Here is a 25,501-nt window from a genome sequence, read left to right on the forward strand (position 1 = left end):
ATGACACATTACATACAATCACATCTGCAAACGCTGGAGGATGAAAGTATTTATATATTACGGGAAGTAGTGGCACAGTTTCAAAAGCCGGTGTTGCTTTTTTCAGGAGGGAAAGACTCAATAACGCTGGCAAGACTGGCGCAAAAGGCTTTTTACCCGGCAAAAATACCGTTCCCGTTTTTACATATAGATACCGGACATAATTTTCCGGAGACTATTGAATTTAGAGATCAGCTTGTAAAAGAGCTAGGTGTTGAACTTATTGTACGCTATGTACAGGATAGTATAGATCAAAAGAAAGTACAGGAAGAAACAGGGAAATATGCAAGCCGTAATGCACTGCAAACCGTGACCCTGCTTGATGCTATTGAAGAGTTTGGTTTTGATGCCTGTATGGGCGGGGCAAGACGTGACGAAGAAAAATCGAGGGCTAAAGAAAGAATATTTTCCGTAAGGGATGATTTTGGGCAATGGGATGCAAAAAAACAGCGTCCGGAACTGTTTAATATATTGAATGGCAAAATACACTTTGGCGAAAATGTAAGAGCATTTCCTATAAGCAACTGGACCGAAGAGGATGTTTGGAATTACATAGCGCAGGAAGAAATTGGTTTACCAAGTATTTATTTTGCCCATAAGCGTAAGCTTGTAAAAAGAGATGGTGCCTTTTTAGCACATTCAGATTATCTGAATCTTGTGGAAACCGATGAGATTGTAGAATCTATTGTACGCTTCAGAACTGTAGGGGATATGACCTGTACTGCTGCTTTTATTTCGGAAGCCAATACAATACCTGATATTATGTATGAAAACAAATCTTCCAAATCTTCAGAGAGAGGTGCCAGGATGGACGATAAACGTTCGGAAGCGGCATTGGAACAAAGAAAGAAAGGAGGGTATTTTTAAGATATGGATTTACTTAGAATTAATACAGCCGGTAGTGTAGACGACGGCAAGAGTACACTTATAGGGCGATTTTTAAACGATAGCCATGCGCTTACCATAGAGCAGGAAGAGCTTATAGTAAAAAAGACCAAGGAAAAAGGACTTGAAGATCTTGATTTTTCGGTTATAACTGACGGGCTTATAGCTGAAAGGGAACAGGGAATCACTATTGATGTGGCTCATATATACTTTTCTTCAGATAAAAGAAAGTTTATTATAGCTGATAGTCCGGGTCATGTGGAATATACCCGTAATATGGTTACGGGAGCTTCTAATTCAGAAGTTTCAATTATTCTTATTGATGCCCGTAAAGGATTATTGGAGCAAACATACAGGCATTACTTTATAAGTAATCTGCTAAGGTTAAAAACGGTTGTTTTCTGTATCAATAAAATGGATTTGGTACAATTTAGTGAAGACGTGTTTTTATCTATTGCGGCAGATATTAATAAAATGGCAGGCAAGTTTGAGTATAAGCCTGACGTACATATTTTACCTATCAGTTCGCTTAAGGGAGATAATGTGGTAAACCATTCTGAAACTATGCAATGGTATACCGGACAAACCCTTTCGGAAGTACTGCATGATATAAAACCGGGAGAAGCGCAAACCAATGATTTTAGGTTTGATGTTCAACAGGTAATGCATGTGCAAAATAATGAGTTTGTAGATTACAGGGCTTATGCCGGCAGGGTGATAAGTGGCAGTGTAGCCGTGGGGGATGAGGTTATTGTACTTCCTTCCGGGCAAAAAAGCAAAGTGGCAGAATTACGTAAGTTTACCAATACCTTTAATGAGGTTAAAACCGGACAGTCTATACAGCTTAGACTGGAAGACGATGTTGATGTTAGCCGTGGTATGATGCTAGTGAAAGATAACGATGAAAAGTTATTGTCTAAAGATATAAAGGCGACACTGGTTTGGCTGGATGAAAAAAAGACAGTTCCCGGGGGCAGGTATTTACTACAGGCCGGAACGAGAACGGTACAGTGCAAATTGCAGCAGATAGAAGCGGTTATTCCGCCTGAAAATCCGGAGGAGTTGGTTCAGGCCGATACGCTTAAGTTAAATGATATTGCCAGAGTAAGTTTTAAAACCGCTACTCCGGCATTTATAGACTCTTTTGAAAATAACAGGCTTAACGGAGCCTTTATAATAATAGATACGCAAACCAACAATACCGTAGGCGTTGGTTTTTCGGAATAATCAGAGTGTTCGTAATAATAAACCCCGCTTTAAGCGGGGTTTTGTTTATTTAATTTGTATCGTTTGAAGTATGTTTACTACCGAACTGCTTATGTATTGTATACCTATGGCAATAACTATAAAGCCAATTATTCTTGAAATAGCAACGATGCCTGATGCTCCTAATATCCTGGAAAGGTAGTGTGCACTTCTCATTACTAAAAAAATTACTATAGCTACCGAAGCTATGGCAATACAGGCAATAACCTTTTGCATAATATCTGTATAATCCTGATAAAGTGCAATAAGTAATGACATAGATCCGGGGCCTGCCAGCATAGGGATCGCAAGTGGTGTTAGGGCGATGTCATTTCTCTTTTGAGCATCATTGGCTACCTTTTTGTTAACCCCTCTTGTTTTACTGAACTTACCGGATAGTAAAGCAAATCCTGAATTTACAATGATAAAGCCTCCGGCAATACGAAGTGCATCAATACTGATTCCGAAAAATGCCAGTATGTACTGTCCTATAAAAAAAGATATGATAAGGATAATGAATACATTAACGGCAGTCCAGAAAGAAATACGGGAACGTTCGGCTTTAGTGTCATCCTGTGTAAGTCCTACAAAAATAGGCACAGCTCCTAAAGGGTTAATAACTGAAAATAGCGCGGCAAAAATGTAGATAAATAATTCCATGAACGATTGTTGGTTTTTTTTCTATTGTAAATTTAATAAGAAAATATGGGTGGGCAATTGAAAGGTATTTATTAAAGCATTAATTATTTCCTTATTTTTAGGCAATAATAACACCTTATGAAAACGAAAATATTACTATTTGTTATACTCCTTTTAACTGCTACGGTTCTTAAGGCACAATCTGTTTCAGGCTATGTATATGACGAGAAGGAAGATATACCTCTGGAAGGCGCTTTTGTGTATCTGGACGGAACAACCTTTTCTGCAAGTACCGATTCAAACGGGGCTTTTACCATAAATACAGGGCAACAGCTTTCGGCTGCTTTAGTAGTAAAGTATATGGGATATCAAACCAGGATAGTTCAAAATCCTTTTTCCTATGAGGGTAAAATTAAAATCCTTTTAAAGGAAGATGCCATAAAAATGGATGAGGTGGTAATAAATAAAAAGGCCGCTTTTTCGAGAAAAGAGATGCTACAAGTATTCAGGGAGCAGTTTTTAGGAAAGACCAAAGCAGGTAAATCCTGTAAAATACTTAATGAAGACGATATAATATTATATTATGATTTGGCTACAAATACACTAAAGGCTGAAGCAAAGAAACCGATTCAGATATCTAACAAAAAGCTGAAATATGAAGTGCAGTTTGATTTGGTAGATTTTCAGGTGCATTTTGGCAGGAAGACCCTTTCACCCTTTGCCATGCAAACAAGTTTTTATGCAGGAACCAGCTTTTTTAAGGATGTATCTAAAAAGGAAAGTATTAAAGAGGATAGGGATGAGGCCTACAAAGGGTCTTTATTGCATTTCATGCGGGCTATTGCAGCTAATGAATGGAGCGAAGAGAAATATGCTCTTTATGTAGATAGTTTTCCGGCAAGCCCTAATGAATATTTTAAAGTAAGCGATACGCTGGATTATAAAAAAGTAACCTGTTTAAAAAGTAAAGTTCCTATACCTGAAACGAATGTGAAAATTCAAATGAACAAGGAACTTAGTGAAAGGACTTTAGAAGCTCCAAAAGAAAGAAACATACGTTTTGCCGTACTGCATGACGGAGAGCAACAGTCTTTTTTTGAAATGAATGCCGATCATTTTTATATAGGCAGCAATGGTTTGTTCTGGCCTATAACCTCTATGATATTTGGTGGATATTTCGGTGAACTTAAAGTAGGGGATATGCTGCCTGCCGATTATACTTATATCAATAACTAACTATGTTATCGTTAGGCTAAAAAGGTATGAAAAGCTACTTTCTTTACTTATTTTTGATATAAACTTATTTGTAATGAAAACAGAAAAGAAAACATTAGTAATAGGAGCTTCCACCAACCCCGAGAGATATGCTTACAGGGCTGTAAAAATGCTTGAGCAGTATGGTCACCCTGTTGTTGCTGTAGGTAAAAAGGAAGAAGATCTTGGTAATGTTCACATAGAGAAAGAACTTATACATTTTGACGGAGTGGATACCGTAACACTGTATCTTAACCCCTTAAATCAAAAACAATACTACGACTATATTGTAAGCCTGAAACCAAAAAGGGTTGTATTTAATCCTGGCACAGAAAATCCTGAGCTATATACTATCCTTAAGGAAAATAACATTGAGGTTGAGGTAGCCTGTACGCTTGTTATGCTTTCTATAGGGAATTACTAACCGATGCCTTTTTACTGATGCACAGTAAAAGGATAAAAGTAATAAGTCCGTTTACAATTATAAGCTCATTATCAAAAACATAATCGCCGAACAATACTTTTGAATTAAGGCTTAATGCCAGCGTAAGTAAAGGGGAGGCTATACATACTAACGGAGTAAGTTTATCCCTTAATGTGAGATTCTTCATAAACAGTCCAAAGGCATATAAGCCCAGTAACGGACCATAAGTATAAGAAGCAATTCTGAATATCATACTAACAACAGAGTTGTCGTTTATGATATTGAAAACTATAATTACCAAAAACATAAGGAACGAAAAAGATATATGTACCCAGTGTCTGGTCCTGACCACATTAGGTTTATTGGCATTTTCCGTTTTATCCATTCCTAAAAAGTCCACACAAAAAGATGTGGTTAACGCTGTAAGAGCCGAATCGGTTGTTGCAAATGTTGCCGCGGTTAAACCCAGCAAGAATATTACCGAAGGTATAAGTGCCAGATGGTGAAAGGCAATTTCCGGGAATAATAAGTCTGTTCTTGGTTTGCCGTCTACTAGAGGAACATCTATACCGTTTTTATTGGCGTAAATATAAAGTAAGGCACCAACACCTAGGAAAAACAAATTGATTATCACAAATATCCCTGTAAAGGTGAACATGTTTTTTTGAGCTTCGCCAATGTTTTTACAGCTTAGGTTTTTTTGCATAAGGTCCTGATCTAGGCCTACCATGGCTATGGTGACAAAAATCCCTCCCAGTATCTGTTTTACAAAGTGGAAACGGCTACCTATAAAGTCTTCAAAGAAAAATATTTTAGAATAGTTACTTTCCTTTACGGTCTCAAAAGCCTGTGGCAGGCTCAGTTCTAAACTATCACATATAAAATAAATGGTAAAAAATACCGAAGAGACTATAAAGAAGGTTTGAAGCGTATCAGTAATAATAATTGTTTTTAGTCCGCCCTTATAGGTGTAAGCAAATATGAGCATAAGCGATATTAATACTGTAGCCCAAAAAGGAACACCAAAGGAATCGAAAACATAGCGTTGCAGTACAATTACAACCAGATATAACCTGAAGGCCGAACCAATAGTCCTGCTTATCAAAAATATCATGGCAGCGGTCTTATAGCTGTATTGTCCTAATCTGTTTTCTATGTAGCCATAAATAGAGGTCAGGTTCAACCTGTAATAAAGGGGTAATAATACCTTGGCTATAAGTATAAATCCTATGGCATTACCCAATACAAACTGAAAGTACTTAAACTGTTCCCCGCTAGGAGAGCCCACTTCGCCCGGTACAGAAATAAATGTAACGCCCGATAGCGCAGTACCAATCATACCAAAAGCAACCAGGTACCATTTGGAGTTTTTATTGGCTTTAAAAAAGGCATCATTTCCGCTGTCTTTTTTACTTACTAGCCTGGAAATGGCAATTAGTACCCCAAAGTATACTATTATTATGGATAAGATGGTTATTGGTTGCATAAAATAAGTTTGTATACAAAACAAATAAAAAATATTACAATATACTCACAATTTGCAGGTTTTGTACATTTGCATTTATGGAAATGTCTTCAAAATTACTGGAAAGGGCAGTGGCTGAAATTTCTCAGCTACCGGGTATAGGGAAACGTACGGCCTTAAGGCTGGCATTACATTTATTAAAGCAGCCTAAAGATATGACAGAGCATCTTACAGGAGCTATTTTAAAGATGCGTGAGGAGATACGTTTTTGCAGAGAATGTCATAACATATCTGATGTTGAGGTATGTGAAATTTGCAGTAACCTTTCCAGGGACAAATCGGTTATTTGTGTTGTTGAGGATATAAGGGATGTAATGGCTATTGAAAACACAGGCTTGTTTAAAGGGATTTACCATGTACTTGGCGGGAAGATATCCCCTATAGATGGTATAGGCCCAAGCCAGCTTAATATTGCCACACTGGTAGAAAAGGTAAAAACAGGAGTAGCCAAAGAGCTTATTTTTGCATTAAGCTCTACAATGGAAGGCGATACCACCAATTTTTATATCTACAAACAAATTAAGGATCATAATATAGTACTGTCGGCAATTGCAAGAGGTATAGCAGTGGGTGATGAGCTTGAGTTTGCCGATGAGGTAACTTTAGGAAGAAGTATTATACACAGGGTGCCGTTTGAAAGCAGCCTTAAAAACTCATAAGCCTATTTTTTCTTTTTCTTCTTTTTATCACTGTCATCGCCAGTTGACTGACTAGGGAAACCTCTGGAAGTAAACTTGCGGGTCTCAATCCTTTTTTCTTTGATGTTAAGATTGAATTTTACCTGAGTAGTAGTGTCGGGAACAGCGTCAACAGTCCTGTTGTTGTTTTCTACCTCTACGTATTCAGATACTCCGGCTTTTTCTAAAGTAAGTGTATAGCCGCCTTTAGGTACATAAAGTATAAAGTTTCCGGTATCGTCTGTGCGGGTTTGGAATACATTACCCGAGTCATCTATAGCGATAATAGAAAGCCCCGATTTTTTCTTGGTGATTTCAAAACTTCTCTCTGTTTCTATATAGGTAACAGATCCTTTAATGGTTGAGGTTTTGGTAAGCCCAATGGCAACTTTTGTGTCCTGAATTACATTTACAGTCCTGCTGTAGGCATGCCATTCGTTGCTGTTTACAGGGCGTACTTCATAATCTCCCGGTGGCAGGTGCCTGTATTTAATAATGCCCTGATCGTTAGTCCTAAAAGCTTTTCCGCTTATTATAACCAACTGGTTTGCTACAGGGGTATTGTGTGTGTCTTCCGGCCCTTTCCCGTTTGTTTCATAATAAACATATACCTCTAAATCACTTTTGGAACTGTCTATTCTTATAGGACGGAACTGTTTTGTCAAACCAACCTGAAATGAGTTTATGGCATAAGGGTTATTGGAAATGTCACTATAATAACCATTGGCAAAAATACTGAAATCAGGACTAAGCCTGTAATCCGCACGTCCGTTAAGCTGAGTTATACGATCTGTAAACAGATTTGAAGCCAATGTAGCTCCTGTGTATAAAACCAGTTTACTGTCAAAAAACTTAAGTACCGCACTTGGGTTAAACATTACATTATAAAATGTCTTGTCGTTATTAAGTTGCTGGTTGGCGATAATCTCACCAAGGTTAAAGTAATTGTGCTGGTAAGTGGTAAGTATGTTTAGGAACTTCCAGTTGTAAATAAGGTTCGTTTTAAAATGAAACTGGTTAGATATCGGGTCGGCATTACTGTTGAAAATACCACCTTCAAACGTTAGGCTAAGGCTTGAAGATACATTATTGAATATTAAACCAACGTTTGCCCTTGTAGCATCCAGCGTATAATCCTGTGGTGTATTCCCGAATAGGGATTCTCTTCTTTTTTCTTTATAAAGGTAAGGAGATAATGAAACAGTTAATTTGTTTATTCTTCTTGAAGCTCCTATGTTATATCTTGATGTTGAAAACTGAGAAGGGTAGAATAACTGATCGCTAAAAGATTTAGGGTCTACAGATATGTAGTTATACAATGCCCAAAAGTTATAGTTTTCTTTAACCCAGTTTAGTCTCTCATTAAGGCTGAAAACACCTTTTCTTACACCGGCATAATAGCCTGAACTTAAATAATTGGTACTGTTGTAAAAGAAGTTTTTATATCTTCCGGTAGCAACCATGTCTACAGTACCGCCGGTTTTATTTTCTCCGGTTACCTCATTGTTTACACTGCTTAAACCACCTCCGGCTCTTAATGAAAGATGTTTTTTCTGGAATACATTAAACCTTGATGTAATGAGATAATTGGTGAACCCGCTAAATTTATCGTTGTCATAAATCAGGCTGGATTCAAAACCTTTGTCAAGCCATCCTCCTTTGTGGTAGTAAGAGGCCCAGGCTGAAGTGCCCCCGGAAGGTATTGAGAAATCAGCAAGATTGTATGATTTATCAATGCTTCCAACTTCAATTTTACTATTTTCTGATGTGTTGTAATATGCCTGGGCGCCTCTACCCACTAAATTGATATCGGAAAACTTAGATATGTTACCGGCTAAAACACCCATGGTTTTGTTTTTATAACCTAACCAGGTATTTCTTAAAAATAACTGGTTGGTGTTTGTCCACAGGTTTGCATCAATGTTTGTATATATTGTACTGTTATTAATTTCTGCTTCTGCATTAGCATACAGGTAATATGCTGTACCGCCACTACTGTTTTGAAGGTAGCTGGCACTTACCTGGTTAGACCTGTTAAAGCTTTGAGCGTATTCCGGAGAAAATTGAGTGGAATATCGCCTGTCCTGTTTAATGGAACTAGCCGTTACGTTAGATATACCTATTATATCTCCGCTTTGATATAAAGTGGTGATTGTGATGGAAAAATCTTCCTGAGAAAGAATCGTTTTGTTTACTATCTTTTTTAGATTGATTAAGGTGTCTGTAAAGGCCCTTACTTTTACAGTTTCAGACTCCATCATGTCTTTGGCTATAAAGTTAGGGTAGCGGGTAACAATATTTATTTTCTGATCGGTATTACCATCATTTGATATTCTGATAGGTATAGTAAGGCTATCACCAATGTTTTCATAGATAAGATTAGTTTCCAGTAAAAACATTTTTACCAGCTTTCTTTCTTTTATAGTTATTGGTAATGTTACATTCTCACTTGTTCCTTCAGTTGTTGTAAAAACAGCTTCTATTGAGGGTTCACTTCCGGCTTTTGCCGTATTTGAAATAATTGCCTTTACCGGAATAAAAACAGAATCCCTTCCCTGAAGTGTAATTGGTTTCGGTTTACGTTGTACTAAATAGAGGTCTTCATGATTACTGTGCACGTCAAATTCTCCTGTAACAGAATTGCCTGAAGTGTTTTTTATTTTTACGAATGCATCTATTATACCTGTATTCTTCGCATCCGAATTTTGTTGGGTAAACTCAATAGTAAAGTTGCCTTTCTGTGCCATGGAAATAAATCCAGACAGCAAAAAAGCTGCTACCATTATGTTTTTAAAATATTTACCCGGCATAATAAACCTTTAGTTAGGTATTATAACAAAATATACATAGGTTGTATAGGTGCCCGGAGTAACATCCAGATCAAGAGCATTAGGCGGAATAAAAAACCTTAGATTATAATCTATACTTGCCACATATTGTGATCTTACAGCAATAATCTGATCGCTGTCTGTAAGGCTGAGTGGTGAATATATAGTTAGTCCGGGGACTGTTTGGTTTGTGCTTAATTCTACATGAAGTGTCGATACCGGTATGGTTGACGCAGTAGTGGCAGAAGTCATTTCGCTTGACGATGCCTTAACAGATAACTGATAATTGCTTGGGGAAGTGACCCTTAAACCATTTTGAACTTCAACAGATACTCCATTAGTGTAATTCTCGGCTGTATTAAAATAAAGATTAAAAACGTTGGCACCCGGTTGTAAAATAACATTTTGCTGACCGTTGTTACCGCTATAGTTTATCTGTAAACGTGCGCTACTGCCAACTGATTCCGTTCTCGTTGCAATAAGATCTTCGGTTCCGTTACTTTTTATCCTGTATAACTTGTATTCATAAGCCGATTGATAAGTGCCATTTGGACTTGTAAGCAAATGATTTCCTCCTTGTATGATAAGGTTAAACTGGAATACTCTGTTAACCGTATTTGTTAAAGGTACAGTGCTGTGTATAAGCGTTACCTCGTTAGTTTTGCTCAACTGTATAGGCTGTGTGGAAATATTTATCAGGCTACTGTTAGTAGATCCGTTATTTTGTTGCTGATTAAACTGCAGTGAACTATATTGTGCGCCTATATTATATGAATCATAATTATAGTCTTGTATAAGTCTAACGGTAAGTCTCCATTCTGTAACATTGTTTGCTCCACTGTACTTTTGAATGTTAACGGTTGTTTGATTTATTTCCGTTTTACCATTTACCATTTCGCTGTAAGTAGTCATTTGTGGTTGACCGCCACCCCAAGAATTTAGGGTTACTTGAGCATTTGCAGGTATGAGCGCTAAAAGGAAAGCAACAATCAGTATGTTTTTAATTTTCATCATAAACTAAATTCGAGTTCTGCTATTTTTATCACGTCTTTTTCGCCGTAAGTCAGGATTGCCGAAACCGTATAATCTCCTTTAGGAAGATCAGTCGGTAACACCTGCTTTAATGATCTTATATTACCCGGAAGTGTATAGAATTCTGATTCTTTTAAAATGGTTTTTTTACCGGTGCTGTTGTTAAACAGTTCCCATTTAATAGTGCCGTCTGCCCAAATCTTGCTTTGATTTTCAATTTTCAGTTCAAGAACTTTGTTGTTATCATCATCAGCATAGCTCAGGAAATCCACAAACTCAATAATCGATTCGTTTTCCTGTTGAAAGCTGTGATAAATTTTTACTCCCATCCTTACAGTAACCTGTATGGAAGCGCCATTTTTATCTGTTGTTTTTCCCGGATTAAGCTGGGTGAAAAAAATCATTGAAGTGTGTACAGGGATTTCAGCATTTGCATCCTGAGGTACTTTAAGGATTATTTCTACCTGCTTTGTTTCGCCGGGCTTGATTACAAGAAATGACGAAGGCAGTATCTGTATCCAGTCAGAACATGATGTTTTTAGTGTGTTTGCATCCAGGATTTGATTTTTCCCTGATTCCTCATACTCCCAGTCACTGAATGAAGCACCTATTTCAAGTTCTTTTTCGGTTGGGTTTGTAATTTTTACAAACTGTGAAACTGAGTTCCCTTTTCCGGTTCTATAGTATAGTCTGCCTGGTGTAACCGATATTCCTGCCTGTGAGAAAGCTGTGTTTACAGAGATAAAAAACAAAACGATAACTAAAAGGAAATTTTTCATGATCTATGGTTATTTATATCGGTAAAGATATAGAATTTACTGAGGTACCACAGTGTATATAATACTGGTAGTGTAAGTTCCGGGTTCTTTGTTTAAATAGCTGCCGGTTTGTGAAGCAGGTATACTATATGTAACATGGAAACCTCTTGCACTTTCTCCTTCCCCCGAAGTAATTACGGTAGCGTCGCTGGTGCTTAATGGTACTGAACCATTAACCGATAAACTTGATGACGGACTGCTGTTTGTACCTGTAAGATCATCTCCCAGTGTAGTTTGTACCATAATAGTATTTACCGGCAATGTAGATGTATTGCCGTTCAGGGAGAAAAACTGGGATGCAGACCTTACGCTAACTTCATAACCATTGTTAGAAGTTATCTGTATATGATTTGTTTGCTGAGCAGACGAATTTCCATTAATGAAATGCGTGCTCAGGCCCATATCAATATTTACAGAGGGCTGCGATACCTGTATGCTAAGTACCTGGCCTATTAAGACATTAACCTGTGTTTCGGCAGAGCCGATTTGGGAGAAAGCGATAGCCGGGCAAAACTGTAGCACAAGTAGTAAACAGATTTGCGGTATTCTTTTCAAGGGGGATAGTTTTCTTTTGCTAGAGCAAAAAAATACAAAATAAAGAATGTGAAGAAAAGCTCCAACTACCTAGCTGGCAGTTGGGGCTGTTCCTATAAACTTCTCCTACAGTTTGTTTTAATTACAGCGCGTATAGCGAGTAAGTTACTGTAGTAGTATAAGTACCTGTTGTGTGGTTAAGGTATTCTGCAGCGCTTGCAGCAGGAACTGAATACTCAATATTATACCCTCTTAAAGATTCACCAGTATCACAAGAAATGATAGTGTTCTCAGTAGAAGTGCTTAAAGATTGCGCAGTAAGCGTTGGAGAAACAGAACCTTCGTCTCCTGCACCAAGGTAAGAACCTAAAGTAGGAGTTACTGTAATTGTACTTACAGGGATAGTTTCAGCACCAGATGTTAAATCTGTAGAAGCGATAACTTTTACTTCATATTCACCTGTAGCACTTACTTGTACGTGGTCAGTTTTTTGGCCAGAAGTGTTACCAGACTGGAAGTGTTCAGGAGTGTTCATGTCGATGTCAACTGAAGCATCAGCAACAGTGATTTCGAATGAGCTACCTAAGTTAACGTTTAGTGTTGTTTCTGCAGTGTCTTCTGCTTGAGCGAATAGTGAGTTTGCTGTTAAAGCAACAATTGCAACAGATGCAACTTTGAAAAAATTAGTCATTAGTTGTTTAATTTTAGTGGGACAATTAAATCTAATTCTTAGGGGGCTAAGCACTTAGATTTTTTCTTTTTGTTAGTTTTAACGATGCAAAAGTATATTCAAATAATGACTAGGAGGTAGTCAAAAAAGTACTTTTTACTATCATTTTAAGAAAAAAATAACAATACGCTATTTTAATGTTAAATACGGGGTATTTAAGGCATTAAAATGGTATAAGTTATTAAAGTAGAATATGTTCCGGTAGGTTTGTTAAGATACTCACTGCCTCCCGATACATGGTATTCGATGTCGAATGACCTTTTTATGTCCCCACTAGTTGACTGTACTAATGTGTTGTCGGTAAGTGATAAAGCAGTAGGCGACATTGTTATGCTGCCTTGCGATTCACCCCCTATATTACCCTGCGTAGGTGTTAATGTAACGGTTCCTATATCAATAGTTGCGCCTTCACCAGAAAGATTTGAAGCGGCAGAAACCCTTATTTCATAATTACTGCTGCTCATTATTTCAATATGGTTTGCCTCTAATATTGACTTACCGTTAATATAATCGTTTGAAGTATTTAATGAAATGCCTACGTTACTCTGGCTTTCATTGATTTTAATACTTTGTATGTCGTTTAAATGAATATTAAGATTTGTACCTGCACTATTTTGTGCATTTGCTTCTGTAATGCAAAAAGAAGCCAAAAGTGCAAATAGTATTGTGTAAATCTTATTCATAAAGTCCCCCCTAAAATCAAACAATATCCAAATATATTGTTGAGCGGTATAACTCCTGTTACTAAAAGGGGAAAAAACGTTTAAAAGGTTTATTTACTCGATGAAATGCACTTTTAAAGTTCCGGCAGGAGAGTATTGTGCTGCTTGGAGTAGTCTCTGTACTCTTTAGGTGACATGCCTACACATTTAGAAAAGAAGCGTATAAAGTTGCTGGGTTCTTCAAAATTTAGTTCAAAAGCTATTTCTTTAATATTCATAGAACTGTGTAGCAAAAGTCTTTTTGCTTCAAGTATTGTTTGGTCAGTAATCAGTTTTTTAGGTGATATACCATATATACTTTTGGTTACTTCAGTAAGTTTTTTTGTAGAAGTGTTTAGTTCGTCAGTATAAAAACCAAGCTGTTTTTGTTTTTTGAATTTTTCTTTTACTAATTGCCTGAAGCTGTTTGCTAGTTCGTTATCCGGGTTTACATTTTGATTGTAACTCTCTAAATTATTTAAAAGTGATTCCCTTTGGCAATAAAGCAAAAGTCTTTCTACACTATTATGAGTAATTAAATAGGTGAGTTCATTATACGGTTCAATACATTGTTCTGAAAGCGATTTATAATGTTGTTCCAGTATAATTTGAGTTGGTAGATCCAGTTTGTATTTAAAAAGCTTTGCTGAATTGTCAAAAAACTTACAACTGTTAAGGAAGTTAATGTCAATGTCGTGTCGGCAATAGAAGCTTTCTTCAAACCTTAGTACCAAAACCTGAAAGGTAGAAGGTGTTTGAATTCTAAAAACCTGATTTATACCAATAAAAGCACATTCGCCTCTTTTAATGTCAATGCTGTTAGTGTCTATCTGTAAGTTTACTTCTCCTGATTTTACAAAGAACAATGTGTAAAAATCTCCTCGGCATGAATTATTTAGTACTTCCGATTTTTCGGGAGTGACATAAAAAGCAGCAAACCCGTAAGGATATAGGTTTTTGTCCAGAGTTATTTGTTTAATCATTTTTTAAATATAAGGTATGTTTTTTCAAAAATATAAAAAACATAATATTTTGAGGTAAAGAAATAATATTTTACGGATAATACGCATTTTTTAGGGTTGATTTGTTATTAAATGGTTAATATAGACGGGTGTTGTTGATGGATTTTCTTTTTTAAAATTATTATGCAGAGGCTATGTTTACAGTTGTTTTAAGTGTTATTTAAATAAATGTTTTGAAGCTTTTTAAATAATTAAAGGTTAACTAAACCCTAAAAAGGAATAATAACCACATAAACTGTATATATTTGTAAGCGCAAACTACCAAGAGAGACAAACAGAAGTTAAATGAACGATAAAACAACAATCCTGATAACCGGAGGTGCCGGATTTATTGGTTCCAATCTATGCGATTACTTTGTTGGTAAAGGTTATAAGGTGGTTTGTCTGGATAATTTCTCTACAGGTTTTAAAAAGAATATTGAACATCTTTTAGCTAATCCTTATTTTACCTTATTTGAAGGTGATATAAGAAGTTTCGAAGATTGTAAAAAAGCAGTTTCCGGAGTTCAATATGTATTACATCAGGCTGCATTAGGCTCGGTACCCAGGTCTATTAATGATCCTGTTACAACTAATGAGGTTAATGTAAGCGGATTTTTAAATATGCTAACAGCGTCACGTGATGCTAAAGTGAAAAGGTTTGTGTATGCTGCAAGTTCATCAACATATGGTGACTCTGAATCTCTCCCTAAAACAGAAGAAAAAATTGGTAAGCCGCTATCGCCTTATGCGGTAACAAAGTATGTTAATGAGTTGTATGCTGATGTTTTTAGTAAAACATACGGGCTTGAAACCATAGGTTTAAGGTATTTTAATGTTTTTGGAAGGCGCCAGGACCCGAATGGTGCTTATGCAGCAGTAATACCCAAATTTGTTATGCAGTTTATGAAGTATGAAAGTCCTGTGGTTAATGGAGATGGTAATTATTCCAGAGATTTTACATATATAGATAACGTTTTACAGATGAATGAGCTAGCTATGCTTGTTCAAAATCCCAAGGCTGTCAATACAGTTTATAATACAGCTTTTGGAGAGAGGACTACTTTAAATGAGTTAATAGGCTATTTAAAAGAGTTTTTGTCTGGTTATGATCAAGAGATTAAGAAGGTAGAGGTTGTTTATGGTCCAAACAGGACAGGTGATATACCTCATTCTTTAGCTAGTATAGATAAAGCAGTTGAGCTGTTGGGTTATTCTCCTGAATATTCTTTAAAGAATGGGTTAAGAGAAGCAGTAAAATGGTATAAGGATAATTTAAGATAAACGCACTTTAGTTATATGAGAATTGCTATAATAGGACTTGGTTATGTTGGATTGCCTTTGGCAAGATTATTTGCTACTAAGTATTCTGTAATAGGCTTTGATATTAATCAAAAGCGCGTTGAAGAATTAAATATTGCTAAAGATAGTACTCTTGAAGTGGATAAAGAGGAGTTAGAGTCTGTTTTAGTTGATAGTATACCCGATAGTTCCGGGTTGTATTGTACTACAAATATTGATGATATTGCCAATTGTAATTATTACATAATAACTGTTCCTACACCTATAGATAAAAATAATAGGCCAGACTTAAATCCTTTATATAAGTCCAGTGAAACAGTTGGTAAAGTTTTAAAAAAAGGAGATATTGTTATTTATGAGTCTACCGTTTATCCCGGAGTTACAGAAGAAGAATGTGTGCCGGTCCTGGAAAAAGTAAGCGGGTTAAAGTTTAATACAGATTTTTATACGGGCTATTCTCCCGAGAGAATAAACCCCGGAGATAAATTGCATACTGTTGATAAGATTCTTAAAGTTACTGCCGGATCTACACCGGAAATAGGTGAGAAAGTAAACGAACTTTATAAATCTGTTATAATAGCAGGTACACATTTAGCACCTTCAATTAAAGTTGCTGAAGCGGCCAAAGTGATTGAGAATGCTCAAAGAGATATAAATATAGCTTTTGTAAATGAGCTTTCTAAAATATTTAACCGTTTAGACATTGATACACAATCTGTACTTGAGGCGGCCAATACAAAATGGAATTTTCTTCCTTTTAAACCTGGTTTAGTTGGCGGACATTGTATAGGGGTGGATCCATATTATTTAGCCCAAAAGGCACAGGAAGTAGGCTATCATCCTGAAATTATTTTAGCAGGTAGACGTCTTAATGATAGTATGGGAGAATATGTAGCTTCTCAGGTTGTTAAACTGATGATTAAAAAAGGGATAGTTATAAATGGATCAAATGTTCTTATGCTAGGGATAGCTTTTAAAGAAAATTGTCCTGATGTAAGAAACACAAAAATTGTTGACGTTATAAACAAGTTAAAAGAATATAGTGTCAATATAATCGTTTATGATCCTGTAGTTAATCCTGATGAGGTTGAAAAAGAATATGGTTTTAAAACCATAAATATATTACCGGAACTAAAGTTTGATGGTGTGGTTTTAGGAGTAGCCCACAATGAATTTAATGATTTAGAGTTAAATAAATTAACAAAAGAAATTAGTGTTATTTATGATGTAAAAGGTGTTATTAAAGGAGAGGTTGACGGTAAATTATGAGAATTAAATTGTTAATTCATAAAAATGGGCTTATTTTAGCCGTTTTTTATAATTTTTTTGAAAAGCAGATTTATTAAAAGAGATATGTTAAAAGTAAAAAATATATGCTGTATAGGAGCTGGTTATGTAGGAGGACCTACCATGGCTGTAATTGCTCATAAATGTCCTGATGTTAAAGTGACAGTTGTTGATCTTAATGAAGCGAGAATTAAAGCATGGAATGATAAAGATATTACAAAGCTACCTATATATGAGCCGGGGCTTGAAAATATTGTTAAAGAAGCAAGAGATAGAAATCTGTTTTTTTCGACAGATGTTGAAAAAGCTATAGATGAGGCAGAAATGATTTTTATTTCTGTTAATACACCTACTAAAACTTATGGTTTAGGTAAAGGTATGGCAGCAGATTTAAAATATATTGAACTTTGTGCCAGACAAATTGCAGCTGTTGCCAAAACGGATAAAATTGTTGTGGAGAAATCAACATTACCTGTTAGAACAGCTGAGGCTATAAAAAATATTTTAGATAATACCGGTAATGGAGTGAAATTTCAAATTTTATCTAATCCGGAATTTTTAGCAGAAGGTACAGCTGTACAAGACTTATTAAGCCCAGACAGAGTTTTGATAGGAGGGGATTTGGATGAAGAAGGGCAGGTTGCTATACAGGCTTTAGTAGATATTTATGCAAACTGGGTTGACAGAGATAAAATATTGACAACAAATGTTTGGTCTTCGGAACTATCCAAGCTTACTGCAAATGCATTTTTAGCCCAAAGGGTATCTTCCATTAATGCCATGTCAGAATTATGTGAAAAGACTGGTGCTAATGTGAATGAAGTTGCAAAAGCAATAGGTATGGACAGTAGAATAGGTTCTAAGTTCCTAAAAGCCTCTGTTGGATTCGGGGGATCGTGTTTTCAGAAAGACATATTGAATTTAGTATACATAGCTAAATCATATGGACTTAATGAAGTTGCAGATTACTGGGAACAGGTAATCATAATGAATGATCATCAAAAAAGGCGTTTTGCAGCTAATATAGTAAAGACACTTTATAATACTGTCTCAGGTAAGAAGATAGTTTTCTTAGGCTGGGCTTTTAAGAAAGATACTAATGATACAAGAGAGTCTGCAGCTATTTATGTTGCCGATGACCTGCTTAATGAGCAAGCGAATATAGCTGTTTATGATCCTAAAGTTTCACAACAGAAAATTTTATCAGATTTAAATTATTTAGGAACAAGAAGTGAAACTGAAAACAGTGAAAGCGTAAAAGTATACGAAGATCCTTATGAGATATGTAAAGATGCTCATGCAATAGCCATATTAACAGAGTGGGATGAATTTAAAGATTATGATTGGCAGAGGATATATGATAAAATGAAAAAACCTGCCTTTGTTTTTGATGGTAGGAATATACTGGATGGTGAGAAATTAAATAAAATTGGGTTCGTTTATAAAAATATTGGAAGTTAGTAGCAAATAATAAAAAATATACCGTATTTATGATACGTAAGCTAATAATGTTTTTTTTCTACTTATTTAATGTTTCGGTATTTTCTCAGAATATACAAACAGTTGATGAATGGGAAAAGAAATTTTTAAAAAATTGGGATAAAGAATATAGTATAGCTTATGTGCAAAGTACTTCTGGGGATAGTTGGAAATTTTATAATCTTGCCTATTCTATTGATGCCAATAATGCTATGTTTCAAGCTACAGGTAAAACCATCTATTTAGACAGGGCATTATTATATATAAATAATATTCAGAAATCTGCAATTGTTTCTGCTAAAATAAAGAAAAGTCAGTTTAAAGATAATTATTTAGGATGGCCAAACCATACTGCACCATCATTAGGAGATGATGGTAAAGAGTATCCTTTATTTGAAAGTTACTGCTGGAGGTATATAACGTCATTATTGTATATTATAAAAAAATCTCCTGCTATTTATTCTAATAAAAAATACAAGAGCCAGTTTGATTCAATTTTAGCGTTCACAGAGAAGAATATTTTTGATAAATGGTATAGTAGAGGCGAAAACAATATCTATAGGAGTAATGTACATATGTCTTCTCATTGGGCAAGGATTAGTATGGATTTATATTTAATAACCAGTAAAGCCAAATATAAAAAAGTAACGGATTTTTTTATTGATAAATTTAAAAATCAAATAATTGTTAATCCTAAAAATAAAAATGCTATATCTTGGAAAGCTTCGTGGAAAGAAGGCAAAGCCCAAGATGTTGGGCACGGAAATGCAGTTGTTTCTACCGTTATTGATATGTATGAAAAAAAAACAGCATTCAATAATATGGATATTGATAACCTCATAATTACTTTTGATAAAGTTATTTGGAAAAGTTCTTATGAATTTGCAGAAAGATTTGATGGGTCAGGTAATGGATCAGGTTGGTTTACAGACGGACTTATTAAGTTAGGGAGGTATAGTCGTGCTCTCCAAAGAAGATTAGAAAAACATGATAAAGGAAGGAGTACTCAATTTTACGGGAATTGTGCATTAAACTCACGAATATTACTTGCAGGCAAACCAGTATATCCAAATTAATGTTATGCAAAATAATTTAAATAAGCTGCTCTCAAAAATTAAAAATGATAAGCAAATTATACTAAAGCTCATGCAGACTGCTTTTACTAGGGCTGTTTCTGCTTTTGGTACTTTTGTATTTAATTTTGTTTTAGCAAGATATTTAGGCGCTACTGAGCTTGGGAATTTTATGATAGCATATTCTCTGTTAATCGGACTCGGTTTTTTTGCAAGGTTTGGATTATCCTCAGCTATTATGAGATTTGCTGCTATTATGTATTCTGAAAAACAATTTGGGAAAATTAGAAAATTAAGACAAGATGTTTTCTTTATATCTTTAGTTGTAACAATAGTTTTTGGAGTTTTTCTTGTTTTATTTAGAGATTATATATCTACTGTTTTTTTTAACAGTAATAAGGTGAGTGATATTTTGTTAGTTTTTGCATTTGCATTACCTTTTTATTCATATCAAACTATCCAGTCTTCTTTTTTTAAAGCATATGCTAAGCCTCAAATAGCACCTTTTTTTGAGGTTGGATTGACTACTTTTATAACAGGAACTTCGATTGCGATATTAGCCTGGTTTGGGATGAATATTAATGGGGTAAATGCAAGTATAGTATTCTTTTTTGCTTCAGTGATAGTTGCTTTAATGGGATATATAATGCTTAATAGAATAGTTAAAAAAGCTCAGTCTGGAAATGAATATCAAAAGGAAAATTATACAGGTTTTTTTTCAAGTCTGCCAGATTATGCTTTGTCTGCCTTTACAGGTTATTTGCTAAAGTTTAGTCCAACGATAATTTTAGGACTTTATGCTTCAAGTAAAGATGTAGGATTGTATTCTTTGGCAAATAGTACGGCTTTTGTTGTTAACTTTGTGTTATGGATTGTTAGTACAGTATATGCGCCTCATTTTGCTAATTCTTATTATAAAAATGAAATGAATGAATTGAGGAGGTTAGTTAGGAATTCTACCTTATATATGATGATTATTGCGTTGCCTATATTTATTGTAATAGTTTCATTTCCAACATTTATATTGGGGCTGTTTGGGGAAGAATTTAAAGAGGCAAAGAATGCATTATTAATTATGGCTGTAGCACAACTTTTTAATGTTGCAACTGGACCGGTATATTTTCTGCTGAACATGACAGGGCATGAAAAATATTTGAGAAATATTGTTATATGTACTGCTATTGTTAGCGTATTGTCTTCCTTTTTACTTTCACCTTATTATGGTTTTATGGGGGCAGCAATTTCCTCAGCGTTGGGGTTAGTGTTACAAAATGCCATTGCATTTTCAGTTTCAAAGAAGTATTTAGGAATAAGTTTTTTTAACAAAGAATAAATGCTGCAAGCTACAAATAAAAAGAAGGGAAGTTGGATACTTTTTGTAATCCTCTTTTTTGTTAATATTGGTTTTAAGGAGGTTATTAGGTTTTTAGAAGTTAATGACTTCCTGTTAGAAGGTATATTTGTATTGACATTTATATCTCTTATGATATTTTTTATCAGTAATACTTATCAGCTAAAAAATATCCTTTGGTTAGTCGTTTTGTTTTACTTTTTTTTATTATTTATGTCTTTTCAGAATTTAGACATTTTAAAAGTTGAATATGGATTACAAAAAGTATTTTTAGGACTATTTGTTCCTGTTTTATGTATTATTGTTTTTAATAGATATGAATGGGATGATAAGAGTGTTCTTAAATATTTGATAATATCTGTTTCTATTATTAGTATAATAGGTATACTTTACAAGCTTAAGGGAGGCTTTTTTGATAGATCGGTTTCCTTTGGTTTGCTTGGCTCTATTCCTTTTGGATGGGTAAACGGGATGGCTTTTTTATCTTTAGTGTTGGTTAGAGAAAAGAGTTTTAAACAAATAGTTCTTTCTTTATTTTTTCTGACGATGATCATTTGGACTGGATCAAAGGGGCCACTATTAGGGGTAGTCTTAGTTTGTTTAATTTTTTGGAATAGGGTTTTAGGAAAGAAAGTAAGTACTAAAATTATAGTATTTAGTATAGTATGTATTGCGTTTTTTATTCTATTAATATATAGTGATGATATTAGATCAGTAAGGATGATTATAGACTTTTTAGCTGATCCTGAAGAATATTCTGAAGGCGTAGGTAAAGGTTCTGTTGGTACAAGGCAGGAGTATATAGCTACTTCTTGGAAACTGTTTTTAGAAAATCCAATATTTGGTGTAGGTTTTGGGGGTTGGCAAAGTAATTTCACAGATCATAAATACCCTCATAATGTTTCAATGGAGATGTTAGCTGAAACAGGATTTGTAGGGTTTGTTTTTTTTCTTTATTTATTGTTTAAGCTAAAGTACAAAAAGATAATTGCTTATGTTGGTTTATATGGTATGATGACACTTCTATTTAGCGGTGATTTTTCATATTTTCGTTATGCTTTTTTTCCGCTGTTACTGGCTTATGTTTCAAATGATAATACTAAATTATAGATAAATGAGTAATATTTTTATACCTGTTGTAGGGCAATTCACAAATATTGGGGATGTATTACATAGACGAGAGTTGCTAAGTTGGCTTAAAAATGCAGGTACTTTGCATATTTATGTAGGTAATGCGCCTGATAGTTTCATAGAGGGGTTAAAGCTAGATAATAAAGTAGTTATATATAAAAGTTTAATAAAATGGCTTATAAAACTAAGTTTTTCAGGATTTAATAAAACAAATTTTGTTTTTAATCCAGGAGAAATACGTTTAGGAAGTCGAAGGTTAAAAGGAGAAATTCTGTTGTTTCCTTTTCAATGTCTTGTTAGATTAAAAAATGGAAAAGTTTTAAGAGTAGGTATAGCTGCTATGTCTAACAGCAGAAGCAAAAATATTTGGTTATGGAAATTGCTATTTATGCCTACATCACAGGTTTATTGGAGAACAAATCACAGTAGAGATTTATTTGGAATAGGTGAGGTAATACCTGATTTGGCTTTTTATGATATTTCAAATGATTTATTAGAAAATAATGTTTCTAGAGAATATTTGACAATATCAATGCGAGGTGATAGACCTTTTCCTACAGATTCATGGTTTAAAGCTGTGAAAAATTTTGCTACTGACTATAGTCTTAAAATAAAGGTAGTTGCTCAAGTTAGAATGGATAATGCGAGAACTGTTGAAATAGCTTCAAAATTAAATGCAGATGAATTAATATGGCCTGACAAATATACTCATACGGTACAGGAAGAGGCATTGTGTATGATATATGAAAAAACAAAGCTTATTTTAAGTGATAGGCTTCATGTTTTAATTTTAGCTTTTTCAAAAGGGGCAATTCCTGCTAATATATTGCCGAAGTTAAGTGAAAAGGTTCAACACCATTTTGATGTTTTAGGAATGGAAAATATTAGTATTTTAGATTCGGGATATGAAGATGTTTTATATGAATTTTTGAAAGAAAAATATCTAGACTCACAAGTTTTGATCAACTTGCCAAAAGCGAAAGAAAAATTAGACTTATGCAGAAATGAAATAATAAGAGGCTTGAAAAAAAATTAAAATTGAAATAATGAATATACTATACTTTCATCAATATTTTAAAACTCCCCAAGAACCTGGAGGTACAAGATCGTATTGGATTGCAAAAGAACTAATAGGAAGAGGGCATAAAGTCACTATTATAACAGCTTCATCGCAATTTACTAAGCAAGTTCATGAAACAATTGTTGATGGTATTAATGTTATTTATATCCAAGAGTCATACAATCAAGAAATGGGGTTCTATAGGCGTTTAAAAGCATTTTGTCGATTTATGTATAAATCGACAAAAATAGGATTAAAATATAGTGACGTTGATTTGGTTATTGCTACATCAACTCCTCTCACGATTGGTGTGCCTGCTTTGATGTTGAAATGGTTAAAGAAAGTTCCGTATATATTTGAAGTTAGAGATCTATGGCCTGAAGTTCCTATACAAATGGGAGCAATAAAAAATCCTTTACTTATAAAAGTTACAAAATTTTTTGAAAAGATTATATATCAAAATGCTACACATGTTGTTTCACTTTCACCTGGAATGAGGGATGGAGTGATAAAGTATATTCCTTACGAAAAGACATCCATGATACCTAATATGGCAAAGAAAGATGAATTTTGGCCAAGGGAGAAAAATTATAAGCTCATGAAAGAGTTAGGTCTAAATCAAGATTCTTTTAAAATAATACATTTTGGAGCATTGGGTTTAGCAAATGGTATTGAAAGCGTGATTGAAACTGCTGAATTGTTAAAAAATGACTTTACTATTGAATTTGTTTTTTTAGGAGGTGGAGCAATGGAATCGAGGATAAAGGAAAAAATTGAGTTATTATCCTTAAAAAACGTTAAATTATTAGGAAGGTATCCAATGAGGGAAACTTCGGAAATTGTAAACTTTTGTGATGTTTCTTTAGTTTCTTTTTTAAATTTACCTATTTTAAGCACGAACTCTCCTAATAAATTGTTTGATTCTCTTTCTGCAGGCAAACCAATTATAGTTAATTCTGCAGGTTGGACAAAAGATTTAGTTGAGGATTATGTGTGCGGTTTTTATGTTAATTTTGATGCCCCATCCGATTTAGTAGAAAAAATAAAGTTTTTACAAAAAAATACTCATATTCAGCTAAGTATGGGGGAGCAGTCAAGGTCTTTAGCGTTAAATAAGTTTGATAAAACTATACTGTGTAAAGAATTTGGAGATATTGTAGAAAAAATAGAATCTCAAAAATATTCTTTGAATTATAAAAATTAAAAAATCCATGAGAAAAAAAGTTTTAATTTTTCCTTCTGGAGCTGAGAATGCTTTGGAAATAAACGAAGCAATAAAATATTCTATTCATGTAGAAGTAATCCCAGCTTCAGGAAGGAATGATTATAGTGAATTAATTTACGAAAATGAAGTTAGGAAGCTGCCTTTTTTAAATGAATTAAATTTTATTGAGGATTTGAATAAGTTAATTGAAAAAGATAAAATTGATTTAATTTTTCCTACCGATGATACTGCATCTTTATTTCTCGCAGAAAATGCTTCTATAATTAATGCAAAAATTTTGTCAGCTGATTTTAAAACAAATTTGGTTTGTCGCTATAAAAAAGAAACATATACTCTTTTTAAAGATGAATTTTTTTGCCCCCAAATTTATTTAAAAGTCTTAGAAGAGGAAGAATATCCAATTTTTTCAAAACCTGATGTAGGTCAGGGTTCACAAGGTGTTCAGTTGATAAAGTCAAAGAAACATCATGAATCTCTAATTGATAACAATGATTTGATTTTTGTAGAATATCTCCCAGGTAAAGAATATACAATAGATTGTTTTACAAATAGGTATGGGGAGCTATTGTTTTCCGGTATTCGTGAAAGAGCAGAAGTTAAAATGGGTATTAGTTTTAGAAGTAGAGAGGTTTCTTTAACAGATGAGGTAAAACAAATAGCTGAAAAAATTAATAGCAAACTTGGTTTTCATGGTTTATGGTTCTTTCAATTGAAAGAAGATTGTAATGGACATTTGAAATTGTTAGAAGTGTCAACACGTACAGCAGGAACAATGGGGTTCTTCAGGCATAAGGGGGTTAACTTGCCTTTGCTAACTATATATGATGCACTTGGGATGGATGTGGAGATTTTTAAGTATGGCTATGAACTTGAGCTTTTTCGTGTAACTAAAAACAAATTTAAGTATGGGTTAGAATATGATACTGTCTATGTAGATTATGATGATACGTTAATAGTAAACGGAAAAGTTAATATTGTCTTGATGAGTTTTATTTATCAATGTAAGAATAATGGAAAAATAGTAAAGTTAATTACTAAACATGGGGCTAAATTGCATATGTCTTTAAATTTTTACTCAATATCTCCAAGTTTATTCGATGAGATAATTGTGTTAAAAATGGAGGATAAAAAATCAGATTACATAGAATCACATAAAGCGATTTTCATCGATAATTGGTTTGTTGAAAGAAGAGAAGTTAGATTAGCGAAAGATATGCCGGTATTTGATGTAGATACAGTAGAAAGTTTGATAAAAAATTAG

The 25,501-nt window shown here is 34.3% G+C and carries 23 protein-coding genes; 14 read left to right on the forward strand and 9 right to left on the reverse strand.

What is annotated here, in order from left to right; all coding sequences use genetic code 11:
- Positions 1-906, forward strand: coding sequence for a sulfate adenylyltransferase subunit CysD (cysD, locus tag FUA48_RS07550; protein WP_147582955.1), 906 nt, complete (start codon positions 1-3; stop codon positions 904-906).
- 3 nt (positions 907-909) lie between these two features.
- On the forward strand, positions 910-2,151 hold the full coding sequence (locus FUA48_RS07555; RefSeq protein ID WP_147582956.1) for a sulfate adenylyltransferase subunit 1: 1,242 nt from the start codon (positions 910-912) through the stop codon (positions 2,149-2,151).
- 45 nt (positions 2,152-2,196) lie between these two features.
- Here the strand turns inward: FUA48_RS07555 and FUA48_RS07560 are convergent, their stop codons facing one another.
- Positions 2,197-2,829: a MarC family NAAT transporter gene (locus FUA48_RS07560; RefSeq protein WP_129749347.1), complete on the reverse strand. Its 633-nt coding sequence runs from the start codon at positions 2,827-2,829 to the stop codon at positions 2,197-2,199.
- Between the two features lie 117 nt (positions 2,830-2,946).
- Here FUA48_RS07560 and FUA48_RS07565 point away from each other — a divergent pair, with 117 nt between their 5' ends.
- Together FUA48_RS07565 and FUA48_RS07570 are read left to right on the forward strand one after the other, a co-directional pair.
- Positions 2,947-4,044 (forward strand): carboxypeptidase-like regulatory domain-containing protein, encoded by a 1,098-nt coding sequence (locus FUA48_RS07565; protein ID WP_147582957.1) that lies wholly within the window; start codon positions 2,947-2,949, stop codon positions 4,042-4,044.
- Between the two features lie 73 nt (positions 4,045-4,117).
- Positions 4,118-4,486, forward strand: a complete 369-nt coding sequence (locus FUA48_RS07570) for a CoA-binding protein (protein ID WP_147582958.1) — start codon at positions 4,118-4,120, stop codon at positions 4,484-4,486.
- Here FUA48_RS07570 and FUA48_RS07575 read toward each other — a convergent pair.
- Positions 4,470-5,972: a sodium:solute symporter gene (locus FUA48_RS07575; RefSeq protein ID WP_147582959.1), complete on the reverse strand. Its 1,503-nt coding sequence runs from the start codon at positions 5,970-5,972 to the stop codon at positions 4,470-4,472. The genes FUA48_RS07570 and FUA48_RS07575 overlap by 17 nt on opposite strands.
- A gap of 77 nt (positions 5,973-6,049) precedes the next feature.
- Here FUA48_RS07575 and recR point away from each other — a divergent pair, with 77 nt between their 5' ends.
- Positions 6,050-6,670 carry a recombination mediator RecR gene (recR, locus tag FUA48_RS07580; protein ID WP_147582960.1) on the forward strand — a complete coding sequence of 207 codons (621 nt, stop codon included), beginning with the start codon at positions 6,050-6,052 and terminating at the stop codon, positions 6,668-6,670.
- Between the two features lie 2 nt (positions 6,671-6,672).
- On the opposite strand, the gene FUA48_RS07585 is transcribed toward recR, so the two are convergent.
- From FUA48_RS07585 to FUA48_RS07615, 7 genes are all read right to left on the reverse strand, one after another.
- Positions 6,673-9,471, reverse strand: a complete 2,799-nt coding sequence (locus tag FUA48_RS07585; RefSeq protein WP_168196947.1) for a COG1470 family protein — start codon at positions 9,469-9,471, stop codon at positions 6,673-6,675.
- Positions 9,472-9,507: 36 nt separating this feature from the next.
- On the reverse strand, positions 9,508-10,530 hold the full coding sequence (locus tag FUA48_RS07590; RefSeq protein WP_147582962.1) for a hypothetical protein: 1,023 nt from the start codon (positions 10,528-10,530) through the stop codon (positions 9,508-9,510).
- Positions 10,527-11,327 carry a fimbrial biogenesis chaperone gene (locus tag FUA48_RS07595; protein ID WP_147582963.1) on the reverse strand — a complete coding sequence of 267 codons (801 nt, stop codon included), beginning with the start codon at positions 11,325-11,327 and terminating at the stop codon, positions 10,527-10,529. The genes FUA48_RS07590 and FUA48_RS07595 overlap by 4 nt, the downstream gene beginning before the upstream one ends.
- Before the next feature lie 36 nt (positions 11,328-11,363).
- Entirely contained in the window at positions 11,364-11,921 is a 558-nt protein-coding gene (locus tag FUA48_RS07600; protein ID WP_147582964.1) for a hypothetical protein, read from the reverse strand.
- A 121-nt stretch (positions 11,922-12,042) separates the two neighbouring features.
- The gene (locus FUA48_RS07605) at positions 12,043-12,591 is read right to left on the reverse strand and encodes a hypothetical protein (RefSeq protein ID WP_147582965.1); all 549 of its coding nucleotides are present in this window, start codon (positions 12,589-12,591) and stop codon (positions 12,043-12,045) included.
- A gap of 194 nt (positions 12,592-12,785) precedes the next feature.
- On the reverse strand, positions 12,786-13,313 hold the full coding sequence (locus tag FUA48_RS07610) for a hypothetical protein (protein ID WP_240732560.1): 528 nt from the start codon (positions 13,311-13,313) through the stop codon (positions 12,786-12,788).
- A 113-nt stretch (positions 13,314-13,426) separates the two neighbouring features.
- Positions 13,427-14,314 carry an AraC family transcriptional regulator gene (locus FUA48_RS07615; protein ID WP_147582966.1) on the reverse strand — a complete coding sequence of 296 codons (888 nt, stop codon included), beginning with the start codon at positions 14,312-14,314 and terminating at the stop codon, positions 13,427-13,429.
- Between the two features lie 324 nt (positions 14,315-14,638).
- Between FUA48_RS07615 and FUA48_RS07620 the strand changes: the two genes are divergently transcribed.
- The 9 genes from FUA48_RS07620 (at position 14,639) to FUA48_RS07660 (ending at position 25,501) form a co-directional block, all read left to right on the forward strand.
- Complete coding sequence (locus FUA48_RS07620) at positions 14,639-15,616, forward strand: SDR family oxidoreductase (RefSeq protein ID WP_147582967.1); 978 nt, start codon at positions 14,639-14,641, stop codon at positions 15,614-15,616.
- Positions 15,617-15,631: 15 nt separating this feature from the next.
- A complete protein-coding gene (locus FUA48_RS07625) occupies positions 15,632-16,903 on the forward strand; it encodes a nucleotide sugar dehydrogenase (RefSeq protein ID WP_147582968.1) in 1,272 nt (423 codons plus the stop codon).
- 84 nt (positions 16,904-16,987) lie between these two features.
- Positions 16,988-18,382: a UDP-glucose 6-dehydrogenase gene (locus FUA48_RS07630; RefSeq protein WP_147582969.1), complete on the forward strand. Its 1,395-nt coding sequence runs from the start codon at positions 16,988-16,990 to the stop codon at positions 18,380-18,382.
- 29 nt (positions 18,383-18,411) lie between these two features.
- The gene (locus tag FUA48_RS07635) at positions 18,412-19,476 is read left to right on the forward strand and encodes a hypothetical protein (RefSeq protein WP_147582970.1); all 1,065 of its coding nucleotides are present in this window, start codon (positions 18,412-18,414) and stop codon (positions 19,474-19,476) included.
- A 4-nt stretch (positions 19,477-19,480) separates the two neighbouring features.
- A complete protein-coding gene (locus tag FUA48_RS07640; RefSeq protein WP_147582971.1) occupies positions 19,481-20,806 on the forward strand; it encodes an MATE family efflux transporter in 1,326 nt (441 codons plus the stop codon).
- Complete coding sequence (locus FUA48_RS07645) at positions 20,807-21,934, forward strand: O-antigen ligase family protein (RefSeq protein WP_147582972.1); 1,128 nt, start codon at positions 20,807-20,809, stop codon at positions 21,932-21,934.
- Positions 21,935-21,938: 4 nt separating this feature from the next.
- On the forward strand, positions 21,939-22,991 hold the full coding sequence (locus FUA48_RS07650) for a polysaccharide pyruvyl transferase family protein (protein ID WP_147582973.1): 1,053 nt from the start codon (positions 21,939-21,941) through the stop codon (positions 22,989-22,991).
- Between the two features lie 10 nt (positions 22,992-23,001).
- Positions 23,002-24,219, forward strand: a complete 1,218-nt coding sequence (locus FUA48_RS07655; RefSeq protein ID WP_147582974.1) for a glycosyltransferase family 4 protein — start codon at positions 23,002-23,004, stop codon at positions 24,217-24,219.
- A gap of 7 nt (positions 24,220-24,226) precedes the next feature.
- Positions 24,227-25,501 (forward strand): ATP-grasp domain-containing protein, encoded by a 1,275-nt coding sequence (locus FUA48_RS07660; protein ID WP_147582975.1) that lies wholly within the window; start codon positions 24,227-24,229, stop codon positions 25,499-25,501.

The organism is Flavobacterium alkalisoli (assembly GCF_008000935.1).
GTDB lineage: Bacteria > Bacteroidota > Bacteroidia > Flavobacteriales > Flavobacteriaceae > Flavobacterium > Flavobacterium alkalisoli.

Coding starts and splice junctions, on each gene's coding strand:
- FUA48_RS07640 (WP_147582971.1), top strand. CDS start 19,481: ATGCAAAATAATTTAAATAAGCTGCTCTCAAAAATTAAAAATGATAAG.
- FUA48_RS07575 (WP_147582959.1), bottom strand. CDS start 5,972: ATGCAACCAATAACCATCTTATCCATAATAATAGTATACTTTGGGGTA.
- FUA48_RS07620 (WP_147582967.1), top strand. CDS start 14,639: ATGAACGATAAAACAACAATCCTGATAACCGGAGGTGCCGGATTTATT.
- FUA48_RS07655 (WP_147582974.1), top strand. CDS start 23,002: ATGAATATACTATACTTTCATCAATATTTTAAAACTCCCCAAGAACCT.
- FUA48_RS07625 (WP_147582968.1), top strand. CDS start 15,632: ATGAGAATTGCTATAATAGGACTTGGTTATGTTGGATTGCCTTTGGCA.
- FUA48_RS07650 (WP_147582973.1), top strand. CDS start 21,939: ATGAGTAATATTTTTATACCTGTTGTAGGGCAATTCACAAATATTGGG.
- FUA48_RS07570 (WP_147582958.1), top strand. CDS start 4,118: ATGAAAACAGAAAAGAAAACATTAGTAATAGGAGCTTCCACCAACCCC.
- FUA48_RS07610 (WP_240732560.1), bottom strand. CDS start 13,313: ATGAATAAGATTTACACAATACTATTTGCACTTTTGGCTTCTTTTTGC.
- FUA48_RS07615 (WP_147582966.1), bottom strand. CDS start 14,314: ATGATTAAACAAATAACTCTGGACAAAAACCTATATCCTTACGGGTTT.
- FUA48_RS07595 (WP_147582963.1), bottom strand. CDS start 11,327: ATGAAAAATTTCCTTTTAGTTATCGTTTTGTTTTTTATCTCTGTAAAC.
- recR (WP_147582960.1), top strand. CDS start 6,050: ATGGAAATGTCTTCAAAATTACTGGAAAGGGCAGTGGCTGAAATTTCT.
- FUA48_RS07605 (WP_147582965.1), bottom strand. CDS start 12,591: ATGACTAATTTTTTCAAAGTTGCATCTGTTGCAATTGTTGCTTTAACA.
- FUA48_RS07565 (WP_147582957.1), top strand. CDS start 2,947: ATGAAAACGAAAATATTACTATTTGTTATACTCCTTTTAACTGCTACG.
- FUA48_RS07560 (WP_129749347.1), bottom strand. CDS start 2,829: ATGGAATTATTTATCTACATTTTTGCCGCGCTATTTTCAGTTATTAAC.
- FUA48_RS07555 (WP_147582956.1), top strand. CDS start 910: ATGGATTTACTTAGAATTAATACAGCCGGTAGTGTAGACGACGGCAAG.
- FUA48_RS07635 (WP_147582970.1), top strand. CDS start 18,412: ATGATACGTAAGCTAATAATGTTTTTTTTCTACTTATTTAATGTTTCG.
- cysD (WP_147582955.1), top strand. CDS start 1: ATGACACATTACATACAATCACATCTGCAAACGCTGGAGGATGAAAGT.
- FUA48_RS07585 (WP_168196947.1), bottom strand. CDS start 9,471: ATGGTAGCAGCTTTTTTGCTGTCTGGATTTATTTCCATGGCACAGAAA.
- FUA48_RS07645 (WP_147582972.1), top strand. CDS start 20,807: ATGCTGCAAGCTACAAATAAAAAGAAGGGAAGTTGGATACTTTTTGTA.
- FUA48_RS07590 (WP_147582962.1), bottom strand. CDS start 10,530: ATGATGAAAATTAAAAACATACTGATTGTTGCTTTCCTTTTAGCGCTC.
- FUA48_RS07660 (WP_147582975.1), top strand. CDS start 24,227: ATGAGAAAAAAAGTTTTAATTTTTCCTTCTGGAGCTGAGAATGCTTTG.
- FUA48_RS07630 (WP_147582969.1), top strand. CDS start 16,988: ATGTTAAAAGTAAAAAATATATGCTGTATAGGAGCTGGTTATGTAGGA.